At 69.8% G+C, this 20,461-nt stretch carries 16 protein-coding genes; 14 read left to right on the forward strand and 2 right to left on the reverse strand.

Annotated elements, in window-relative coordinates; all coding sequences use genetic code 11:
* Positions 1-5: 5 nt before the first annotated feature.
* The 9 genes from ACF062_RS20685 (at position 6) to ACF062_RS20725 (ending at position 10,369) form a co-directional block, all read left to right on the forward strand.
* The gene (locus tag ACF062_RS20685) at positions 6-1,265 is read left to right on the forward strand and encodes a LeuA family protein (RefSeq protein WP_392140063.1); all 1,260 of its coding nucleotides are present in this window, start codon (positions 6-8) and stop codon (positions 1,263-1,265) included.
* Positions 1,249-3,243: an aconitase family protein gene (locus ACF062_RS20690; RefSeq protein WP_392140065.1), complete on the forward strand. Its 1,995-nt coding sequence runs from the start codon at positions 1,249-1,251 to the stop codon at positions 3,241-3,243. The genes ACF062_RS20685 and ACF062_RS20690 overlap by 17 nt, the downstream gene beginning before the upstream one ends.
* Entirely contained in the window at positions 3,240-4,262 is a 1,023-nt protein-coding gene (locus ACF062_RS20695; protein ID WP_392140067.1) for an isocitrate/isopropylmalate dehydrogenase family protein, read from the forward strand. Before ACF062_RS20690 ends, ACF062_RS20695 begins: the two co-directional genes overlap by 4 nt.
* A 3-nt stretch (positions 4,263-4,265) precedes the next feature.
* Entirely contained in the window at positions 4,266-6,056 is a 1,791-nt protein-coding gene (locus ACF062_RS20700) for a fatty acyl-AMP ligase (protein ID WP_392140069.1), read from the forward strand.
* Positions 6,053-7,054, forward strand: a complete 1,002-nt coding sequence (locus tag ACF062_RS20705) for a beta-ketoacyl-ACP synthase 3 (RefSeq protein ID WP_392140071.1) — start codon at positions 6,053-6,055, stop codon at positions 7,052-7,054. Before ACF062_RS20700 ends, ACF062_RS20705 begins: the two co-directional genes overlap by 4 nt.
* Positions 7,055-7,136: 82 nt before the next feature.
* A complete protein-coding gene (locus ACF062_RS20710) occupies positions 7,137-8,693 on the forward strand; it encodes a sodium:solute symporter (protein ID WP_392140073.1) in 1,557 nt (518 codons plus the stop codon).
* A 59-nt stretch (positions 8,694-8,752) separates the two neighbouring features.
* Positions 8,753-9,406, forward strand: coding sequence for a SigE family RNA polymerase sigma factor (locus ACF062_RS20715; protein WP_392140075.1), 654 nt, complete (start codon positions 8,753-8,755; stop codon positions 9,404-9,406).
* Positions 9,403-9,699, forward strand: a complete 297-nt coding sequence (locus ACF062_RS20720; protein WP_392140077.1) for a hypothetical protein — start codon at positions 9,403-9,405, stop codon at positions 9,697-9,699. Before ACF062_RS20715 ends, ACF062_RS20720 begins: the two co-directional genes overlap by 4 nt.
* A 169-nt stretch (positions 9,700-9,868) precedes the next feature.
* Positions 9,869-10,369: a metallophosphoesterase family protein gene (locus ACF062_RS20725; protein WP_392140266.1), complete on the forward strand. Its 501-nt coding sequence runs from the start codon at positions 9,869-9,871 to the stop codon at positions 10,367-10,369.
* A 348-nt stretch (positions 10,370-10,717) separates the two neighbouring features.
* On the opposite strand, the gene ACF062_RS20730 is transcribed toward ACF062_RS20725, so the two are convergent.
* A complete protein-coding gene (locus tag ACF062_RS20730) occupies positions 10,718-11,125 on the reverse strand; it encodes a winged helix-turn-helix transcriptional regulator (RefSeq protein WP_392140079.1) in 408 nt (135 codons plus the stop codon).
* A 97-nt stretch (positions 11,126-11,222) separates the two neighbouring features.
* On the opposite strand from ACF062_RS20730, the gene ACF062_RS20735 reads away from it, so the two are divergent.
* The gene (locus ACF062_RS20735; protein ID WP_392140080.1) at positions 11,223-12,146 is read left to right on the forward strand and encodes an alpha/beta fold hydrolase; all 924 of its coding nucleotides are present in this window, start codon (positions 11,223-11,225) and stop codon (positions 12,144-12,146) included.
* Positions 12,147-12,390: 244 nt separating this feature from the next.
* Here ACF062_RS20735 and ACF062_RS20740 read toward each other — a convergent pair whose 3' ends face one another.
* Positions 12,391-13,914, reverse strand: coding sequence for a non-reducing end alpha-L-arabinofuranosidase family hydrolase (locus ACF062_RS20740; protein WP_392140268.1), 1,524 nt, complete (start codon positions 13,912-13,914; stop codon positions 12,391-12,393).
* Positions 13,915-14,567: 653 nt separating this feature from the next.
* On the opposite strand from ACF062_RS20740, the gene ACF062_RS20745 reads away from it, so the two are divergent.
* The 4 genes from ACF062_RS20745 (at position 14,568) to ACF062_RS20760 (ending at position 20,351) form a co-directional block, all read left to right on the forward strand.
* A complete protein-coding gene (locus ACF062_RS20745; RefSeq protein WP_392140280.1) occupies positions 14,568-17,366 on the forward strand; it encodes a hypothetical protein in 2,799 nt (932 codons plus the stop codon).
* Between the two features lie 850 nt (positions 17,367-18,216).
* Complete coding sequence (locus ACF062_RS20750; protein ID WP_392140082.1) at positions 18,217-18,747, forward strand: hypothetical protein; 531 nt, start codon at positions 18,217-18,219, stop codon at positions 18,745-18,747.
* Positions 18,748-18,774: 27 nt separating this feature from the next.
* Positions 18,775-19,065: a hypothetical protein gene (locus ACF062_RS20755; protein ID WP_392140084.1), complete on the forward strand. Its 291-nt coding sequence runs from the start codon at positions 18,775-18,777 to the stop codon at positions 19,063-19,065.
* 242 nt (positions 19,066-19,307) lie between these two features.
* Positions 19,308-20,351 carry an RICIN domain-containing protein gene (locus ACF062_RS20760; protein WP_392140086.1) on the forward strand — a complete coding sequence of 348 codons (1,044 nt, stop codon included), beginning with the start codon at positions 19,308-19,310 and terminating at the stop codon, positions 20,349-20,351.
* The last annotated feature ends 110 nt before the right edge of the window (positions 20,352-20,461 follow it).

Raw genomic sequence — 20,461 nt, forward strand, 5'->3', positions numbered from 1 at the left:
CAGCCATGACCGCGGACTCATCGGTCACGCCCGACGTCTGGTTCTCCTGGAACGACGTCGACGTCGAAGCCGACCCCGCCGAGGAGGCGGCTCTCGCGCCCACGGGCCTGCTCTTCGACGAGACGCTGCGCGACGGGCTCCAGGCCCCGAACGTCACCAACCCCCGACTCGCGCAGAAACTGCGGATCGTCGACCACATGGTCCGCTGCGGGATCCGCGCCGCCGACCTGGGCTTCCCCGGATCCGACCCGGCCGCCGCCAGGGAGTGCCTGGAGATCGCCCGGCACGTCGCCGACCGGCGCCACCCGCTGGCCATCGGATACGCGGGCCGCACGCACCCCGCGGACATCCACGCCATCTGCGAGATCGCCCAGCAGGCCCAACTGCCGGTGGACGCCTACGTGTTCATCGGCGTCAGCCCCATCCGGCAGTACGTCGAGGAGTGGGACGTCACCTCCATCGAGCGGACGATCCGCGCGGCGGTGCGCTCCTGCGACCGCGAGGGTGTCACCTTCGTCCTCGTCCTTGAGGACACGGTCCGGTGCACACCCGAGGTGCTGAGCCGCGTCTACGACGTGGCCATCGACACCGGGGTGGGGCGGCTGTGCCTGTGCGACACCGTGGGCGCCGCGGTGCCCGGCGGCACCGCGGCCCTGATCCGCTGGACCCGCCGCTACTTCGCCGGGCGCGGTCACGCCATGGCCCTCGAATGGCACGGACACAACGACCGGGGCCTGGCGCTCGCCAACTCGCTGACCGCGCTCTCCCTCGGCTGCGCCCGCGTGCACGGCACGATCCTGGGCGTCGGCGAGCGCACCGGGAACGCGTCCCTGGACCAGCTCGTCCTCAACCGCGCCCTCGACGGCGCCGCGGGGTACGACCTCATGGCGCTGCGCGAGTACGCCGAGTACGCCGAGGAGGTGCTCGGCGTGCCGATCCCGCAGAACCATCCGGCGCTGGGCGCGGACGTCTTCAAGACCAGCGCCGGCGTGCACGCCTCCGCGATCCTCAAGGCCCACGAGAAGGGCGACACGCTGCTCAAGGACGCCGTGTACTCCAGCGTCCCCGCCGCCCTGTTCGGACGCGAGCAGGACGTCCTCGTCGACGAGGCGTCCGGCGCCAACAACGTCCGGTACTGGCTGACCACCCACGGCTTTGACAGCGGCGACGACGCGGTGGTCAAAGCCGTCCTCGAAAAGGCCAAGGCCGGACGCGGCCCGCTCACCGACGCACAGATAAGGCAGATCATTGCGACAGCACCTTGAGACGACGGGCGCCGGGCGTCGGCGCACGATCGCGCCGCACGGCAACGTCCTCGTCCTGACCGAGGACCCCGGTACGGTCGCCGCCCAGCTGACCGGTGCCTGCGACCGCACCCCGGCCCAGCTCCTCGAGGAGCCGCTGCGCGCCAACATCTCGACCGACGAGATCATCCCGGGCTGGTGCTGCTACTGGTACGACGAGAAACTCGGCGACTACGCGTACCTCGGGCTCAGGGACAGGCAGTTCGGCGAGGGCGCGGTGAAGAAGTTCGCGCCGAGGATCATCGTCAGTGGTGAGGCGAAGGGCTGTGGATCCTCCCGTGAGCACGCCGTCTACGCCGAGAAGTACGCGGGCGTCGAACTCGTCTTCGCCCGCTCCTTCGAGCGCATCTACCAGCAGAACTGCCGCAACGTAGGCATCCTCACCTGCGACGACTTCACCCTCCTCGACGCCTTGCTGGCCGGTGAGGAACTGCCGCTCGAAGCCTTCACGCGGCGTGCCACCGCCGTGGAACGGTCCATCATCGACCTGGGCGGCCTGTTCGGCTTCAACCGCGCTTCACGGGACGGGACGGGCACCCGGGTCGAGGCCGCCTTCGACGGCGCGCGCCCCCGCAACATCGTGGAGAAGATCATCGAGGGCCGGCTCGCCCCGCGCAACGCGCTGCCCGAGGGCGCGAGCGTGCGCGTGGGGCAGTCCTACTTCCTGACCGCCGACGTGCGGTTCTCCCACGAGTACGTGACCCCCATGGCCGCGGGCATGTTCCGGCAGCAGTTCGGCCCCGAAGCGGGCCTCGACGACCCCGACAGCTGCTACTTCTTCCAGGACCACCTCTCCCTGGCCTCCCAGGTCCTCGGACAGCGGCCGAAGGGTCCCGAGCTGATCGAGCGCGTGGAGAACCTGGGCCGCCGACAGGAGGCGTTCGCCGCGCTGAACGGCGGACACTTCATCGGCCCCGCCGACACCGGCGGCAGCCGGGCCATCTGCCACAACTACATCGTCGAGAACGTCGCGGAACCCGGTCAGGTCGTCATCGGCACCGACAGCCACACCTGCACGGCCGGTGCCGTGGGCGCCCTCGCGTTCGGCGTCGGCGCCACCGACATCGCCAACTCCTGGTACAACCGCGAGATCCTGGTGAAGGTCCCGGACGTCATCCGGGTCGACCTCCGCGGCGACCTGCGGCCAGGAGTGTGTGCCAAGGACGTCATGCTCGCCCTCCTCGCCCACCCACGCATCGAGGGCAGCCGGACGCTGGGCAAGGTGCTGCTGTTCGACGGGCCCGGCGCGCGCTCCCTGAACATGGACGAGCGGGCGACCCTGTGCAACATGGCCGTCGAAGCGGGCGCCATGACCGCGCTGTTCGAACCGGACGAGATCACGGACGCGCATCTCGCGCGACGGGGCGGCGGCAGCGGGCCGGAGCACCCGCGGTCGGACGACGGCGCCGGCTGCGCGGCCACGCTCGCGCTCGCCCTGGACACGATCGAGCCGATGGTGGCCCTGCCCGGTGACCCGCGCAACGCCGTGCCCCTGGCCTCGGTCCGCGAACACATCAGGGTCGACAAGGTGTACGGCGGCTCGTGCACCGGCGGCAAGGCCTACGACATGGACATGTACGCCAGCGTCTTCGAGCGGGCCCGCGAGCGCGGCGTCCGCGTGCCGGAAGGCGTGCAGGCCTTCATCCAGGTCGGCAGCGAGAGCGTCATGGAGTACGCCCGCGAGCGGGGCTACGTCGAGCTCTTCGAGGAGGTCGGCGTGCGGGTCCTGCCGCCGTCCTGCGGTGCCTGCATCAACGCGGGCCCCGGAGTCTCCGTGCGCCCGGACGAGGTCACCGTCAGCGCGCAGAACCGCAACTTCCCCGGCCGTTCAGGACCGGGCCAGGTGTACCTGGCCTCCCCGTACGTCGTGGCGGCCACCGCCGTCGCCGGCCGCCTCACCCGCGTGGAGGACATGTTCACGGCGCGGGAGAGCGCATGAGGATCGCGATCGTCCCCGGCGACGGCATCGGCAAGGAAGTCGTCCCCGCCACGCTGCCCGCCCTCACCTGGCTCAGCGACGCCTTCGGGCTCGGTCTCACCTACGACGTCCTGGACTGGGGCGCCGACCGCTGGCTGGCCGAGGGCACCGGCCTGCCCGACGGCGCCATCGACCTCCTCAGGAAGGAGTACGCGGCCGTGCTCCTGGGCGCCCTCGGCGACCCGCGGATCCCGGACATGGCGCACGGCCGGGAGATCCTCCTCGGCCTGCGCACCGGCCTCGACCTGTACGTCAACCACCGCCCGCTGGACCTCGGCCACGGCACCGTCGACCTCTACCGCGAGAACACCCAGGGCCTGTACAGCCAGGTCGGCGGCGCTGTCAGCGGCCAAGGACGGATCACGGTCGCCATGGACGAGTGCGTCTACACCCGGGACACGGTCGAGCGTTTCGTACGCAACTGCCTGCTCCACCTGCGGGCGGCGGGGCGGCGCAAGGTGACGCTCGTCCACAAGGCGAACGCCGTGCCGCACACCGGGCGACTGTGGCAGGAGGTGTTCCGTGCCGAACTCGCCCGCGTCCCGGAGCTGACCGGGTCCGAGGAGTACGTCGACGCGTTCTGCTACCACCTGGTGCGCGATGCCTCCGCCTACGAGGGTGTCCTCGCCCCGAACATGTTCGGCGACATCATCAGCGACATCGGCGCCGCCCTGATGGGCGGGCTGGGCCTCGCCTGCAGCGCCAGCGTCTGCCCGGAGACGGGCTTCGCGCTGTTCGAGCCGGTGCACGGCAGCGCGCCCGACATCGCGGGCCAAGGCATCGCGAACCCGTATGCCACCGCGATGTGCCTGGCCATGCTCCTCGGCCACCTCGGCCACGCCGACGCGGCCACGCTGCTGCGCGACTGTGTCCTGGAGGCCGGGCACACCAACGCGGCGACCCCCGACCTCGGAGGCACGGGCACCACGGACGGCTTCATGTCCGCGGTGCTCGCCCTCATGGACAAGCGACAGGACTGACCCATGACCACTGACCCCGATCACGTCCGCACGGGCGACGAGGCACTGCCTCTGCCCGAACTGCTGCGGCTGCGCGCCCGACTGCGACCCGACGACACCGCCTATGTGTTCCTGCACAACGGCGAGGACCCGCAGGACCACCTGACCTACGCGGAGCTCGACGCCGCGGCGGACGTGCGGGCCGGGCTCCTCACCGCCCGGGGGCTCGGCGGGCGGCGCGCGGTGCTCATGTACCCGTCGGGCCTGGAATTCGTCCGTACGCTCCTGGGATGCATGCGGGCCAAGGTCGCGGCGGCGCCCGTCCAGGCGCCGCGCCGGCTGAAGGACGTGGAGCGCATCCGCCGCGTGGCCCGCGACGCGGGCACCACGACCGTGCTCACCGAGACGTCGGTCCTGCGCGAGCTGGAGGATCGGTTCGGGGACCTGGAGGAACTGCTCGGCCTCACCGTTCTCGACACGGACGCGCTCGCGGTGGCGGAAGCCGGGGCGGCCGCGGCCGCGGTGCCGGATTCCGCACCCGGCCTGGACGACATCGCGCTGCTCCAGTACACGTCGGGCTCCACCGGCGACCCCAAGGGCGTCATCGTCACCCACGCCAACTTTCTCGCCAACGCAGCCGAGACCGACGCCCTGTGGCCCTGCGCGCCCGATGGCACCGTCGTGAACTGGCTCCCCCTCTTCCACGACATGGGCATGCTGTTCGGGGTGGTGATGCCGCTGTGGGCGGGCATCCCCTCGTATCTGATGGCACCCGCCGCCTTCATCCGCCGGCCCGCCCGCTGGCTGGAGGCGATCGCCCGGTTCCGCGGCACTCACGCCGCGGCGCCCAGCTTCGCGTACGAACTCTGTGCGCGGGAGGCGGCCGAGGGCAGGACCGGCCAGGTCGGCGACCTCTCTTCGTGGCGCGTCGCGGCCAACGGCGCGGAACCCGTGCGCTGGCACGTGATCCGGGAGTTCACCGAGGCGTTCGCCCCGCACGGTTTCGCGCCCCGCGCCATGTGCCCGGGCTACGGGCTCGCCGAGAACACGCTCAAGGCCACCGGCGGTGACCAGGAACGCGAGCCGACCTCGGTGTGGCTGTCCGGGGCGGCGCTGCGCGAAGGGCGCGTGGAGACCGTCGGCGTGCGGGAGCCCGGAGCGGTCCCCATCACCAGCAGCGGCCGCACCGTGCCCGGCACCGAGGTGCGGATCGTGGACCCCGGCACGTCGCGCGCCTGCGTCCCGGACACCATCGGCGAGATCTGGATCAGCGGGCCCTGTGTGGCCGCGGGCTACTGGGGGCGCCCCGAGGCCACCGAGGAAACCTTCCGCGCCCGGGTGAGGAACGCGGACGGGAGCCTCGAGGACGAGCGGACCTACCTGCGCACCGGGGACATCGGCTTCCTGCACGCGGGCGAACTCCACGTCGCCGGCCGGCTCAAGGACCTCATCATCCACCAGGGCCGCAACTACTACCCCCAGGACATCGAACTCACCGCCGAGGGGTCGGCGGAGGGCCTGCACCCCAACTGCGCCGCCGCCTTCGCCGTCGAGGACCTCGGCAAGGAGCGGCTCGTGATCGTCGTCGAGGCCGACGGCCGTGCCGTGCGCGCCCACGGCACACAGGGCCTGCGCGAACGTATCGCCCGTGCGATCCACGAACACCACCGGCTGAGATTCGACGCGGTCGTCCTGGTGCGCAGGGGAGCGATACCGAAGACCTCCAGCGGCAAGGTGCAACGTCGCGCCTGCCGCACGCTCTACGAGAACGGTGACCTGCCCGACCTCGCCGCACCATCGGCGGTCCGCTCATGAGCGGCCTCGGCGCGCACACCGGTACGGCGGGCTCGCGCATCCTGGGGCTCGGCGCCTACCGGCCCGCCCGCGTCGTGGACAACGAAGAGGTGTGCGCCCGCCTCGACTCCGACGACGCCTGGATCCGCCGCCGCTCCGGCATCGTCACCCGACGGTTCGCGGGGCCGCAGGAGACGGTCATCTCCATGGGGGCGGCGGCCGCCGCCAAGGCCCTGGCGGACGCGGGGACTTCTCCCGCGGAGGTCGACCTCGTCCTCCTGGCCACCATGTCCCACCTGGAGCAGTCGCCCCCGGCCGCTCCCCGGATCGCGCACGCGGTGGACGCCGAAGGGGCGGCGGCCGTGGACATCGGCGCGGCCTGCGCCGGGTTCTGCCACGCCTTGGCGCTGGCCGACGCCGCCGTACGCTCCGGCACTGCCCGCCGGGTCGTGGTCATCGGCTCCGAGCGGATGAGCGACCTCATCGACCCGACCGACCGGTCCACGGCGTTCCTCTTCGGGGACGGGGCGGGAGCGGTCGTCGTCGGCCCGGGAGCCGAGCCGGAGATCGGGCCGACGGTCTGGGGCGCCGACGGAAGGGGGGACCGGCTCATCGCGCACGAGCACAGCTGGCTGAACGCCCGGCGGGAAGCCGGGGCGTGGCCCGTGATGCGGATGGCGGGGCCCGAGGTCTTCCGCTGGGCCACGCGCGTGGTGCCGGACATCGGCCGAAAGGCCCTGGCGGCGGCGGGAGTCGAGGCGGCCGACCTCGGCGCGTTCGTCCCGCACCAGGCGAACGCCCGCATCGTGGACTCGGCGGCCAGAGCACTGGGCGTCGGGGAACGCACCGCCGTGGCGCGGGACATCGTGGAGATGGGCAACACCTCGGCCGCCTCCGTCCCGCTCGCCATGGAAGCGCTGCGCGCCCGGGGGGAGGCGAGGCCGGGGGACACCGCGCTCCTGGTCGGTTTCGGGGCGGGCCTCTCCTATGCGGCGCAGGTGGTCAGGATTCCCTCATGAGAAGTTCAAGATTCCGTAATGTGGAAAAGTAATTCCGAAAACGCTTGCGTCTCGCGCGCGAGGAGACATAGCGTGCGGCGTCATGTTGTCTCCCAGTGGCGGTTCGTTCCCCTTCTTCTGCCTGGTGGTGACGGGAGTTGCGGTCGCGGCGTGGGCGCTGTCCCGGCTGCGGGACCCCGGCGAACTGCCGCACCCCGCCGGCTGGACCCTGGCCCGGCGCGACGTGGGCCTCGGCGGGACGGCCGTGCTGCTCGGCGGCACCGTGTACACCGCCTACACGGTCATCGCGGTACCCGGACTGACCTACGCCACCGGCGGGTTCGGGCTCTACGCCCTCACCTACACCCTGCTCCTCACACCCGCGGCACTGATCGTGCTGCCGCGCCTGCACAAGGCGGCGCGGCGGCACGGCCTCGTGACGGCCGCCGACCTCGCCCTCGCCCGGCACGGCTCGCACGCCCTGTCCCTCGCCGTGGTCATCTCCGGGCTGCTGGCCACCATGCCCTACCTGGCACTCCAAGTCATCGGCCTCGGCGCCGCGTTGAGAGGCATGGGCATCGACCCCACCAGCCCCCGCGTGATCCCCGGCCTCCTGCTCGTCTTCACCCTGCTGACCGCGGGCTTCCTGCCACGCGGCCTGCGGGTGTGCGTACGCGTCGCCGCGTTCAAGGCGGTCCTCATGGCCACCCTGCTGACGGTCGCCCTGATACTGCTTCTGCGCCACGGCACGGGCGGCGGCTGGGTGTTCGACGAGGCGGGGCAGCGCCTGGCCGCGCGCGGCATGAGCCTGGCACCGCCCGCGGGCACCGGCACCGCCTACATCACCCTCGCGCTCGGCAGCGTCCTCGCCCAGCTGATGTACCCCCAGGTCCTCACCGTCGCCCTGGCCGCCCGCTGCACGGACACGCTCAGACGGGCCACCCTCGCCCTGCCGCTGTGGACGATCGCCCTGGGCGTCTTCGCCTACCTCGGCTTCGCGGCGCTCGCGTACGGCATCGAGACCCCGGCGGGCCACGCCGAACTGGCCGCCCCCGCGCTGCTGCGCCGACTGGCCGCCCCCTGGCTCGCCGGCCTGCTCCTGGGCGGCCTCGCCGTCGCCGCCCTGCTGCCCGCCGCGGTCATGGCCATCGGCATGGCAACGCTGGTGGCCCGCAACCTCTACACCGAGTACTTCAACCCGACGGCCACCCCCAAGCACGAGGTCCGCATCGCCCGCTTCGCCGCCCCCGTCATCATCTCCGGCGCCCTCGTCTTCTCCTTTCTGCTACAGCCCCAGGACGCGGTCAACCTCCATCTCCTGGGCGGCGTATGGATCATCCAGACGGTCCCCGCGGTCGGCTGCGCGCTGTACACGCGCTGGTTCCACCACCGCGCACTGCTCGTGGGCTGGGCCATCGGCATGACCACCGGCACGGCACTGACCGTCGCCCACGGCTTCGACTCCGTCGTCACCCTGGAGTTCGGACACACACACCTGTCGTTCTACGTCGCCTTCGCCGCGCTCGTCCTCAACCTCATCGCGGCCGCGCTGCTCACCCCGCTGCTCGACCGCGCCGGGGTCATGCGTGGCCCCGACACGTTCGCGGCACGCGGCGGCCTGCCCCGGCGGGGCTCTCGCTTCGCCTTCCGCGTCGACTGAACGCACCGGCCCCCGTGGCCTTCCCGCCGATCCGAGCCGTACTGAACAGGAGTTGCAGGATGAAGCCCTTCAGCAGTCCGAGCCATGCCGGGCGCGGCGGGCGCGGCGGGCGCGACGGAGAAGGGGAGGGAGATGAGCGGCCCACCGACATCACGGACATGCCGCGGAACACGTACACACCAGGACACGGCCTCAGCCCCGTCATGGACATGCGCAACGCAGACCGGGACGCCGCGGTGGCAGCCCTCTTCGAGGCCCATCACACCGGCCTGCTGCGCCTGGCAGTCCTGCTGGGCGCCGGAGCCGACGCCGAGGACATCGTGGCGGAGGCGTTCTACCAGCTCCAGCGCCGCTGGGGAAAGGTACGCGACAAAGGGGCCGCGCTCGGCTACCTCCGCGGCGTGATCCTCAACCTGGCCCGCATGCGCCTACGCCATCTCCGCGTGGTCCGCCGCCACGCCCGGTGGAACCTGGAGGCCACCGAGGACTCGGCCGAACAGCACGCACTGCTGCGCGAGGAGCACCGGCACGTGGTGCGTGCCCTGCGCACGCTGCCCGCCCGGCAGCACCAGGTACTGGTCCTGCGATACTGGCTGGACCTCAGTGAGGCGGAGATCGCCCGGACCATGGGCATCTCCCAAGGAGCCGTGAAATCCCACGCGTCCAGGGGCATGGCGAAACTCAGCCGCATCTTGAAGGGAGCCGACGGATGAGCGGGGGCACCGAAGAACAGCTGCGATCCGCCCTCGCCGGGCTCGCCAACACGGTCCACGACGCGCCGGACGCCTACCAACGGGCCCAGCGGCAGTGGCGCCGCAGGGACATGAAGCGCCGCGCGATCACGGTAGCGATCGTCCTGGCCGTGGTCGTCGTCGCCTGCGGCATAGGCATCTGGGCCCTCTCCGGAGCCTCACCCGGGCAGCACGTCATCTTCAACGGCAACGGCAACGGCAATGGCGGGGGCGCGGCGGGAGATACGAGCGTCTACCCGCCGGGAGCCCCTTGAGGCACTGCCGCAGCACCAGATCCATACGTGGGCGGCGTGGTGCGCGACGGGCGGAAGGCACCTGGAGGCTTACGCTTGTGCGGGCGCCGACCGTGCTCCCGGGTGCTCCCCTCGCGCGAGGAGAGGTCAGGCGATGGACGAGGACACGTATGGGGCGGCGGCCCGCCGGGTGCGGCTGCTGCTCATGTCGGATACGCATGTGCCGCTGCGGGCCAGGCGACTCCCTGACGAACTGCTGCGCGCGGCAGACGAGGCCGATGTCGTCATCCACGCCGGGGACTGGGTCGATGTCGCGACCCTGGACCTCCTGGAGGGACGCGCACGGCGCCTGGTCGCCGTGTTCGGCAACAACGACGGCGCCGAACTGCGTGCGAGGCTGCCGGAGACGGCCCGTGTCGAGCTGGGCGGCCTGCGGTTCGGTGTCGTCCACGAGACAGGGGCGGCCCGCGGCCGGGAGGCGCGCTGCGCCGCGCGCTTCCCGGACCTCGACGTCCTGGTCTTCGGCCACAGCCACATCCCCTGGGACACCGAGGCGCCCGGCGGACTGCGCCTGCTGAACCCGGGATCACCGACGGACCGCAGGCGACAGCCGTACCGCACGTACATGACGTGTGTGGTGACGGACGGGTCCCTCGGCGAGGTCGTGCTGCACCGCCTACCGATGCGCTGACCGCCCACATCCAGCGCCACGCCGGCGCCCTGCACAAGAACGACGGCCACGGCACCCCAGCCGAACCCCGAAGTGCAGATCCTCGGTCCCGACCTGCACGCCTGCTTCGACGAGGATCCCAAGCAGGCAAGTGCTGCGCGCCGAAGGGTTCTTGCGTGGGCAGCCGACAATCGGGCGCTTGTCCTGCCGGCTCACATCCCCGGCAATGTTGCCGCCGAGGTCAAGAGGGAACGGGAGCCGGTTCTCGATCAAGGAGTGGGCGCCGTTCGGCAGCTGATCCGGTGGTCGGCGGCAGGCGACTCGACCCCATGTGTCGAAAGACGCCGCCCGAGGCCGGGCGCGACCCGGTCAGCTGTCGATTGTGCGTTCGTCGCTGCGCTGATTGGCGCGGTCCACCTCGGCCATGTGCTCCTCGGCCCATTCCCGGATCCTGGCCAATGGTTCTTCGAGTGTCAGGCCGAGTGGGGTGAGCCGGTAGTACACACGGGGTGGCACTGACGCTTCCACCCGACGGTCGACCAGGCCGTCGCGGGTCAAACCCCGAAGGGTGACCGAGAGCATCTTCTGCGAGACGCCAGGCATCCTGCGCTGCAGTTGCGCGAAGCGCACCTCCTCGGGGGATGCCTCCGCCAACACCTTGATGACCATGGACGTCCACTTGGTGCCGATCCGGTCGAGCAGACGGCGGGTGGGGCACTGCGGATCGAACAGATCGCCGCGGTGCTCCCGCGTGGAGCGCTGTGTCGGGGAGGTCACCTGGAGCTCACCACCTGTGGCAGAAGTGCGGTCTTGGGCCCCGCAGCGTAGTTGCCTATCGTTTGGTTGTCACCTTTCGTAACCACAAGGAGTTGCTGTGCCCGACGCCCCCCGCGTGTCCAGCCGTCCCCCCTCCGGTGTCCAGCTCCGGCGGGTCGCGGTCAACGGCGTTCGCCTCAACGTCGCTGTCGCCGGCGAAGGACCGGCGGTGCTGCTGCTCCACGGATTCCCGCACACGTGGCGAGTGTGGACCGACGTCCTGGACAGCCTCGCGGCGCGGCATCGGGTGATCGCTCCGGACCTGAGAGGAACGGGCGCGAGCACGCGTGCACCGGAGGGTTACGACGCGGGCACGCTCGCTACCGACGCGGAAGGACTCCTCGACGCGCTGGGGGAGACCTCGGCGGCTGTGGTCGGCATAGACGCCGGTACCCCGGCGGCCTTCCTTCTCGCCATGCGTCGTCCCGGCCTCGTACGGCGACTCGTGCTCATGGAGTCGCTTCTGGGCAGACTGCCGGGGGCGGAGGAGTTCCTTCGCCAGGGGGCACCATGGTGGTTCGGCTTCCACTCGGTGCCCGGCCTCGCGGAGACCGTCCTGACCGGGCACGAAGACCGCTACATCGGTTGGTTCCTCGACGCGGGCACTCTGGGAGAGGGGATGGATCCCGGCATCCGAAACGCCTTTGTCCGCGCGTACACCGGGGCCGAGGCCCTGCGCTGCGCCTGCGCCTTCTACCGCGCACTGCCCACGAGCGCCGAACAGATCGCGCAGGTCGCCGCCAACGGGCGGTTGACCATGCCCACCATGGCCATCGGTGCCCACCCCGTCGGCAGAACCCTTGAACAACAGCTGCGCGCGATCACCGATGATCTCGTCGGCCACATCATCGAGGACTGCGGCCACATCATCCCGCTGCACCGCCCTCAAGAGCTTCTCGGTCTGCTCAAACCGTTCCTCGCCTCGGCAGGGACAGCCATCGAGCCTCACGCGACCACCTGTGACACCCTCCGGGGACGGTGAAGGGAGCAGCAGCCGCGGTCACGCGACGACGTTGGTCCGGCGATGAGCAGGCCGGCGACCGTCCCGGTCCAGTTGGGGCGCGCTGCGTGACCTGTCCACCATCGTGCCGTCGACGACAGGACATCCACCCGCCGTACCTGCATCGGCCCCTTGGCCAGGACGGACGGCCACTCCCTGCCTCGACGGCTCCGACGGGAGGCGGGAGACAGGGAGGCCGGCGGTGCCGAACAGTGGGTTCAGGGGGTCAGCAGGTGGAGTTGGTCTGGGTGAGCAGGCCCATCCGCCAGGGCAGGCGGAGGTAATCCCCTCCGGCGGCTGGGTCCATGCCCTGGTAGACGTACTGCAATCGGCACGGATCGATGGTGAGGGTCTGGTCGTTGCCCGCGCGGATCAGCTCGCCGTGACTGATGTCCTGTGTCCACGCGCCGCCGGGGAAGGTGACGTTGGCGCGGCCGGCGAAGGGTTCGTTCTCCGTGGCGGCGAGTGGCTTCCAGCTGCCGGTGAGGCCGGTGGAGGTGAAGGAGCGGAAGTAGCGCCGGCCGGTGGAGCCGATGGCTTCCTGGAGGAGCAGGTACTGGTTCTGGCCCGCGACCTTGTAGACGTTGGTCGCCTCGAAGAGGTTGAACTTGGTGTCAGTGAGCACGATTTGCGTGTTCCCGAAGCCGTTCGGGAAGTTGGCCAGGCTGGTCTGGGCGCGGTAGATATGGCCGTTGTCGTCGCTGAAGAACAGGTGGCAGTCGGCCGTGTCGCAGATGACCCAGAAGTCGATCCAGGTGCCGTCGCCCTTGTTCTGGGTGACGATGGGCGGCTCCTGCGAGATGAAGGTGCGCGGCGCGGACCACGAGCGCGGGTTGGCCGGGTCGGTGCTGGTGGAGTAGGTGGGCGGACCTGTCTGGTAGACCATGTACCAGAGCTTCTGCGGCGCGAAGTAGAACACCTGGGGCGCGGCCCGGTAGCCGGGTCCCATGGGCGAGCTGTCGAGGTAGGTGTGTGGTGCGGAGGACGCCTTGGACCAGTCGTCGAAGTTGAACTGCACCAGACCCCAGCCGGCGGGGCTGGCGGTCGTCGCGTAGGTCAGCCACTGGTTGTTGTGGCGGACGACGGAGAAGTCCTTGATCGCCAGTGCCTGCGGGTGCTGGGCGTCCGGCTTGGGACCGGCCAGGACACCACTGGAGGACCACCGGAACGTCGACGGCAGCGCGCCGCCCGAACCGGAACCGACCCGGACCAGTCGCCACTGCTGGTTGGTTCCGCCCCAGTCGGTGTACTGGACGACCTTGGCGCCGTCCGTGGTGGACGCGCCCTGCACCTCGACGGCCTTGCCGCTGTTGCGGTTGATCAGCCGGATGTGGCCGTCCGGCGAGTCTGCCAGCCGGAACTGCTGGTTGGCGCCGTTGAGGTCACTCCACTGCACGATGCCCGCGCCATCGGCGGTGGAGTGGTTGAGGACGTCCAGCGCCTTGCCCGAGTGCTGCGCCCGCAGCCGGTAGTGGCCGCCACCCGAGTCCACGAACTGGAAGCGCTGGTTGGTGCTGTCGGTGCGGGTCCACTGCTGGAGCGGCGCGCCGTTTCCGGTGTCCGCGCCGGAGACGTCGAGGGCCTTGCCGCTGGCCCGGTTGACCAGCGCGTACCACGCGTTGGGATCCACGGTGGCCGCCTGCGCCGGTCCCGCGGTACCGATGTCGGTCAGGAGCACCGCCAGTAAGGCGGTCACCACGGCGAGCAGTGTTGCCCGTCTGCTGCGCCCTCGCCTGCGCTTAGGTGTCATGGGCGTGCCAGTCATCTGCTGTCCGTCCTCTACTGAATGTCGTCCGGGTGAGGGGGAGCGCTCCCATTGTTCGAGATATGGAACAACGGCCGGTAGGTCGGAGGTCTGAAGGGGCACGGTATTGACGCCCACGACTGCCGTCAACGGGTCCGGAGGGCACGGGTGTTCATGGAAGTCGTCGGGTACCGCCCGCGCATCAGCAACCGGCAGGAGTGGTCGAGACGTGAGCGTCTCCTCTGCGGAGTGAGACACGGCCCGCTGGACTACCAGTCCCGTGCGTACGTCTCGCCGCACATCGGCGCCCTGCCGGCGACCCGCACCGCTGTCGAACCGCAGGCCACCAGGAGTGCACCGGGCAACGGCGGCACGTGTGCGCGCTCGCCCCGATGTGGTCCCAAGTGCATCCTCGTTCCGGTGTGGTGTCGGTGAAGGCGTACCAGTTCGACGACAGGACGTACGCCGGGCCCGTGCGACATCGGCGCCGTCGGCTTCTGGTACGACAAGGCGCTGTTCGCCGATGCGGGGGTGCGGACGCCGTCGCCGAGCCGACCGCGCGCACGAGGCTGCCGGCGGCCTCGTATCCGCGGAGGGCTTCGCCAGTGCTAGCGTGCCGCACGACCGCAACACGCCCTTGTTCAGGAGGTGTTGAGCGCGTGCCGCTTCCCGGGACGGATGAGGCCACGGGCGCAGAGGATGGCACGCAGCGCCCGGGACTGGGGCGCCTTCGCCGTACCTACCGCCCGCAGCGCACCAAGTTCTCCGCGTACGTGTTGCTCCTGCTGGCCCTCACCCCCTTCTCGGCCCTGACCTACCTCCTGACGATCCTCCTCGGCGCGTCCTTCGGCTGGGACGGAGCCGTCGCGGCCGGTGCGGTCGGCGGGTTGACGCTGCTGGTGCTGTTCTCCGTGAGGGTGCTGTGGTGGTGGCGGCACACAAAAGTGGAGTTCCTTCTCTACGAGAAGGGCTTGGTCGCCGTCGCGGCCGACGGGACGGAGGCGGTTTACCCCTGGGAGGCGACTGCCGTCTTCACGGACGGGTTCGACCGCTACAAACTGTCCAACTCCGGGGGAACGGTGGTCACACTCGGGGCCGCGCATCGTGGCCCCGCACTCGGTGGGGAGAAGATCCGGGGCCTGCGCACCCATACGTTGATCCGAGGTGCCCAGCTCCCCCAGGAGGAGGAGTGGGGTCCGGCGATCCGGCAGGGTGTACTCGGTGCCCAGCTGGCCCCGGCCGTCGAAGCGGCTCTGAACGGCGGTGAGGTGGCGTTCGGGGACCTTGTGTTGAGCCAGGACGGGCTGACCGTACGGCGCCGGCGCGGCCGGGATGACTTCACTGCCTGGCAGGACGTCGACTCGCTTACCGGCACGGCTGAGGGTGGCCTCTTGGTCACCTCGCGTGGCAGCGACTTCCCCACCTATTTCGCAAGGTCCGGGTATCAGGTGCCCAATCTGGAGATCTTCCTTGATGTCGCCTGCCGGCTACACGAACGCGCGTCACGATCCGCTCCAGCCACACCGTCTCCGGCCGCCGCCCCCGCCACGATCACGCCCTCCTCTCCGCCTCCGCGACCTGTTTCGCCGGAATCCGCGTCCCCGGCCGCGGCCCCAGTCCCGGCGGACCACGGGAGGGCCGTCCGCGATGACGAGGAGTCACCGACCGATGTACCGCGGCTCCTGGCCCTCTACGTCACCTTCGGAGTGGCCGCTTGGGCGGCCTGGCGTCTCGGCACCCGGCAGGAGGCCGACGGAGTGGGTTCCGTGCTGCTCGCCGCTGCCGGGGCTGCCTTCGGTGGGTTCTTCGGCGCGGTGTTCGGTCTGGGTCTCGCGGCAGTCTGCATGGCCGCGCCGAAAACGGTGGGCGGGCTGCTGGTCGAACCCCTGATCCGCTGGTTCCGGCATCGCCGATACGTCGCTACGGCCGCCCTCGCCCTGTGCACGGTCGTCCCGCCGGTAGCGCTGCTCATTCTCGCATTCCGCGCGATCCCTTCTCGTCTGGTCCCCTGCGTGGTGCTGCTCTTCTTCGGCGGCTGGACGTTGCTGCTGGCGGTGAAGCGGTGCGAGGCGTCCGAGCGCCTGGTGGTGCGGCACCTCCCGGACGCCCCCGGTGTGCTGCTGGTCGTCGCCGCCGTCGAGCAACTCGTCTCCGGCGACGTACTGACCCTCACGCCGGCAGCCGGGCTCTTCTTCCCGCTCGCCGTCTGGCTCTCCTGGCGCGGCTGGCGAAAGCTGAAGGACTTCGGGCGGCCGATGGTGCAGGCGCTGGCCGACATCGTCCTGTCCGTGGAACTCGGCCTGGTGATGAGCGTGTTCATGGTGTGGCTGGCCAACGTACTGTCATTCACCCCACCCCAGGTCGCTGCGGTGCGCGGCATGGTGGAAAAGGTACAAGCACTGACCGAGGTGCACTGGTCGTACTGGCTGGCGGTCTACGCGGTGCTGGCCGTCGGCAGTTACGCCGTACTGCGCTGGCCGGAGCGCGCGGCGCGGGTCAGAGGGTGGCTGCGTCCGGCGCGGTTCAGCGAATCCCGGCTGCCCTTCGGCCTCACCGCGAACTTCGCACGGCGGTCCCTGTCAGGGATCAACATCGGCATCATGGTCGCCCTGTTGTTCCTCGTCGTCATGGCTCCGGTGTCCGAGGGTGCGTGGAAGCGGCCGGTGGCTGAGAGGTACGCGCTCGAGGTGCAGCGCAGGCAGTACGCCGAGGGTGCCGCGGCCGCGTACAAGGAGATACACCAGCAGGTCTCGGCGCATCCTCTGGACGCTGCCCGCCTGAGGGCCGTGGTTCTCGCCGTGCACCGGGCTGCCCCTTCGCCACCCGGGGAGCCCGTGAACCGGACGGCGCTGGACATCGCCCGGCAGGTCGGCCGCTTCCAAGCCGCTGCGCTCCCGCTCGACGACTCGGCGCCGCAGCCCGCCCGGACACCGGAGGCCGACGGCCTCGACGACCGGCTCGATCAGCTCGACGAGGCCCAACGGCGCACCGCCGAGCGGGAGCAGCAAACCGACCGGTTCGCTGAACTCGCCTCCCTGGCCGTCACTCGCACCTTCGATGCCCTGGACCTGGGTGAGAACCAGGCCGTGCAGCTCGTCAAGGAGTATCTGGGCGGACTGGTGGAGGACGGCCCGGTGAAGAAGATCTTCCACCGGTGGGGCGAAGGAATCGGTGGGCCCCCACCGGAGGGCGGCAGGCTCGTACGCATCGACGTCCGCCGTCTGACGACGGTGGCCTACGAGCGTACGCACGCGGCAGTCGAACGCGCCGACGCCGGTCTGCTCGCCTTCTACGGCCGATTCGGCATCGGCATCCCCACCGAGAACGCGTCGTTGAGGCCCGCTGTCGATCTGGCGAACCAGCACCGGTATCTACGGCAGGGCACAGGACCCTGCACCGGCTGCGTCACTTCCACAACCGGCGGTTCCAGCACGGGCGGAGGCGGCGGCCGCCGCTGAACCGAGGCCGTCCGGACCCACTTCGCGTAGGAGCAGGCCTGCCGGCCAGCCGTCGAAGGTGATGTGGTGCACCAGAATGCCCACGAACGCGTGCCGGGGAGTTCTGCCGGTACTTCACGCAGCCGCCCGTCGACGGTGAAGTGAGCCCGGGTCTGCCAGAACTCACCGTGCAGGACCGCCACTTCACCGCTTGGGAACGCGGCAGGCTGAGCAGCCGGTCCTGCCGATGGTGCCCGGCGCTCGGGAGCGCCGCAGCCACGATTATGTTCGCGTCGGATCAAGAAGTGGCTGCCGGCCCACCCACAGCGGTCCGGCCACGCGTGGACCGTCTGCCGTGACACCCCGAAACGCAAGGCCACCTCGACTACCGGTCGACCAGTGGGTGGCGGGCCCGGGTCGTCGCACAAGCCGTCCAGGCCGTGTTCGAGGAAACGAGTTGGGACCAAGGAGCTGGTAGCAGGACTTTGGTCCCTTTTCTTATCTAAATCCTATGTGGCCCTTTCATGGCAGCTACGACATATGCCACAGTTCTTCAAGATCATTTCGGGGTTGGGGGCTTCCGTTCGGGTTCCCGCGCCGCCGCACTTTGCGTGTCCTACTGGAGGGGCTTCATGAATCACCGTCAGCGCACCGCGACCGGTCTGGTCGCCGCAGTGACGGTCACCTCACTCGTCCTTGCGATCGCCCCGTCGGCCTCCGCCGATGTGCGAGACCAGCGCAGCGAGAAGGCAGCTGCGCGAAGAGTGTCGAGGGCGTAAAGGCGGGCTCCGGGACGATCGTCTACCCCGACGCCGCGGACTCCACCGACCTCGCTGTCCAGCCCACCACGGACGGCGGCGCCCGCACACTGGTGACCCTCAAGGACAAGGACGCTCCCACCGAGCAGCGCTTCGACCTCCAAATACCGGCCGGTGCGCACCTGGCCGCGAACGACAGCGGCGGCTACGACATCTTCCAGGACACCGGAAAGGGCTTCACCACCCTCAAGGGCACCATCTCGGCGCCGTGGGCCAAGGACGCCAACGGCAAGGACGTTGCCACCAGCTACAAGCTGGAAGGCGGCACGCTGGTGCAGAGCATCGACACCAACAGCACCACAGCCTTCCCCGTGGTGGCCGACCCTCACTACACCTGGGGCATCATCAGCGGGACGGTCTACTTCAACAAGAGCGAAACCCGGAAGATCGCTCTCGGGGGCGGTCTCGCTGCCACCATCATCGCGTCGATACCCGCGGGCTTCACCACCGCTGCCGGCATCACTGTTGCCGCGATCACCACGATGGCGAACATTGCTCAGTCCCACAAGAAGTGCCTGAAGATCAAGAGCTATGGGAAGCCCGGTGAGTACTCGGGTAAGCAGGGCGACGGATACTGCCGCTGACATTCCTGCGGAGAAAGGTGCATTTCGATGACTATCGTCTGGCTCGCGCTCATCGTCGTCTTCGTCCTGGTCGAGATCTGGCTGACGAAGCGGTCCCACCGCCGGTCCGCGTGGCGCACGCTTGACGGAGACCGTGTCGCCTTGGCCGTCGGTGTGGCGTGGTGCGCTGTCGCTGTCGCCACCGCGTGGGCCGATGACGGCGACCCCATCGGCGGCCTGCTCTTCGGCGGACTGACAGGCGTCGTCGTCGCCTGCGTCGTCGCCACAGCGCGACGCAAGATCGCGTATATGCGAGGCAAGAACAGCGCCTCCTATTGATCACTTCGAATACGGGTGGGCACGCCGGGAGTGGGAGTCACTCCTTGGCCCGCCCGCCGGCGCGAAGGCACCGGGGCAGCCACTCAGCGCCCTCATCGCCTGCGCACCCGGCCCAACTGCGCGCTGCCTAAGTGAACTTGGGTTGGTCGAGCTGAGGGTGCAGTCACATCACCGGGTGCTTAAATGCTCCCGCCTGATCCAAAAGGCGTTGTAGTCGGCGGCGGCGAGCTTTGGAGGTTCTGATGGCGGCGATGACGGTGGGCAGACCATTTCGGGGGTTCCTGCGAGAGCTGACGTTCCTCACCGCATGGGTGGTGGCAGCAGGCGCAATGGTGGTGTTTCCCACGGGCCGGGCGGAAGCAGCCGCCGCTTCGTCGATCAACATCATCGCTGCGCACAGCGGCAAGTGTGTGGCAGTGGATGGCTCGTCCCAGCTTCCGGGTGCTCCGCTCATCCAGGCGGAATGCGCCGGACAGGCCGGTGCCGTATGGACGTTGCGGCCGTCCGCATCCGGCCGGGACACGGTGAACATCATCAACGTGCACAGCAACCAGTGCCTGGAAATCGCTGGCCATTCCGGGACCCCACGGGCACGGCAGGCCGAATGCAACGGACAGAAAGAGGCGGACTTCCTCTTCACCGACCGGGAGACCTTCGCGTGGATCGAGTCATCGGCCACCACTCCGTCGCAGTGCCTCCAAGTTGTCGACGGTTCACACACTCACGGCGCGCCGATCGGGCTCACGGACTGTCACGGGCAGACAGGCACCGCGTTCCGACAGCGTGCGCCGAAAACGGGCAACGATCCGGCAGCGCCCCCGGAGATGCCGATGGTGACGGCCGCCGACCTCGAGAACGACGGAAAGGCCGATCTCGCCGTCCTGCGCGCCGAAGGCGTCATCACCGGTCACAGGAACGTGGACGGCCGCTTCGACGGTGGCACTGTTTGGAGCAAGGGCTGGGCCAATTTTCTGGGTATGCCGGGGCAGGGGCGTCTTTATTTCGCTGATGTGTCGGGTGATGGCAGGGCTGACCTGGTCGTCCATGGCACCGATGGTGAGGTCAGCGTCCGTACCAACAAGGGCACTTACTTCGATGGCGGCACTGTTTGGAGCGAAGGCTGGGCCAACCACCTGGCTATGCCCGGACAGGGAAGCATCAGTTTCGCCGACGTGTCAGGCGACGGCAGAGCCGACCTCGTCGTCCACGGCTCCGACGGCCAGATCGGCGGCTGCGTGAACCTGGGCGACCGCTTCGACGCTGCGGTCCCGATGGGCAGGATCTGATGCGAGCACTGGACTGACCCTAAGGCTTGTCCCGCAATGATCTTCGAGTCGGTGTAGACGCGGTGGCATCCGTGGTCGGCGCACGCGCTTCTGGCCGATGTCGGTCCGGA

Source organism: Streptomyces sp. NPDC015345 (assembly GCF_043078805.1).
GTDB lineage: Bacteria > Actinomycetota > Actinomycetes > Streptomycetales > Streptomycetaceae > Streptomyces.

Excerpts from the sequence above, each read along its gene's own strand:
- ACF062_RS20705 (WP_392140071.1), top strand. The coding sequence starts at position 6,053 with ATGAGCGGCCTCGGCGCGCACACCGGTACGGCGGGCTCGCGCATCCTG.
- ACF062_RS20720 (WP_392140077.1), top strand. The coding sequence starts at position 9,403 with ATGAGCGGGGGCACCGAAGAACAGCTGCGATCCGCCCTCGCCGGGCTC.
- ACF062_RS20685 (WP_392140063.1), top strand. The coding sequence starts at position 6 with ATGACCGCGGACTCATCGGTCACGCCCGACGTCTGGTTCTCCTGGAAC.
- ACF062_RS20695 (WP_392140067.1), top strand. The coding sequence starts at position 3,240 with ATGAGGATCGCGATCGTCCCCGGCGACGGCATCGGCAAGGAAGTCGTC.
- ACF062_RS20700 (WP_392140069.1), top strand. The coding sequence starts at position 4,266 with ATGACCACTGACCCCGATCACGTCCGCACGGGCGACGAGGCACTGCCT.
- ACF062_RS20760 (WP_392140086.1), top strand. The coding sequence starts at position 19,308 with ATGGCGGCGATGACGGTGGGCAGACCATTTCGGGGGTTCCTGCGAGAG.
- ACF062_RS20755 (WP_392140084.1), top strand. The coding sequence starts at position 18,775 with ATGACTATCGTCTGGCTCGCGCTCATCGTCGTCTTCGTCCTGGTCGAG.
- ACF062_RS20740 (WP_392140268.1), bottom strand. The coding sequence starts at position 13,914 with ATGACACCTAAGCGCAGGCGAGGGCGCAGCAGACGGGCAACACTGCTC.
- ACF062_RS20715 (WP_392140075.1), top strand. The coding sequence starts at position 8,753 with ATGAAGCCCTTCAGCAGTCCGAGCCATGCCGGGCGCGGCGGGCGCGGC.
- ACF062_RS20710 (WP_392140073.1), top strand. The coding sequence starts at position 7,137 with ATGTTGTCTCCCAGTGGCGGTTCGTTCCCCTTCTTCTGCCTGGTGGTG.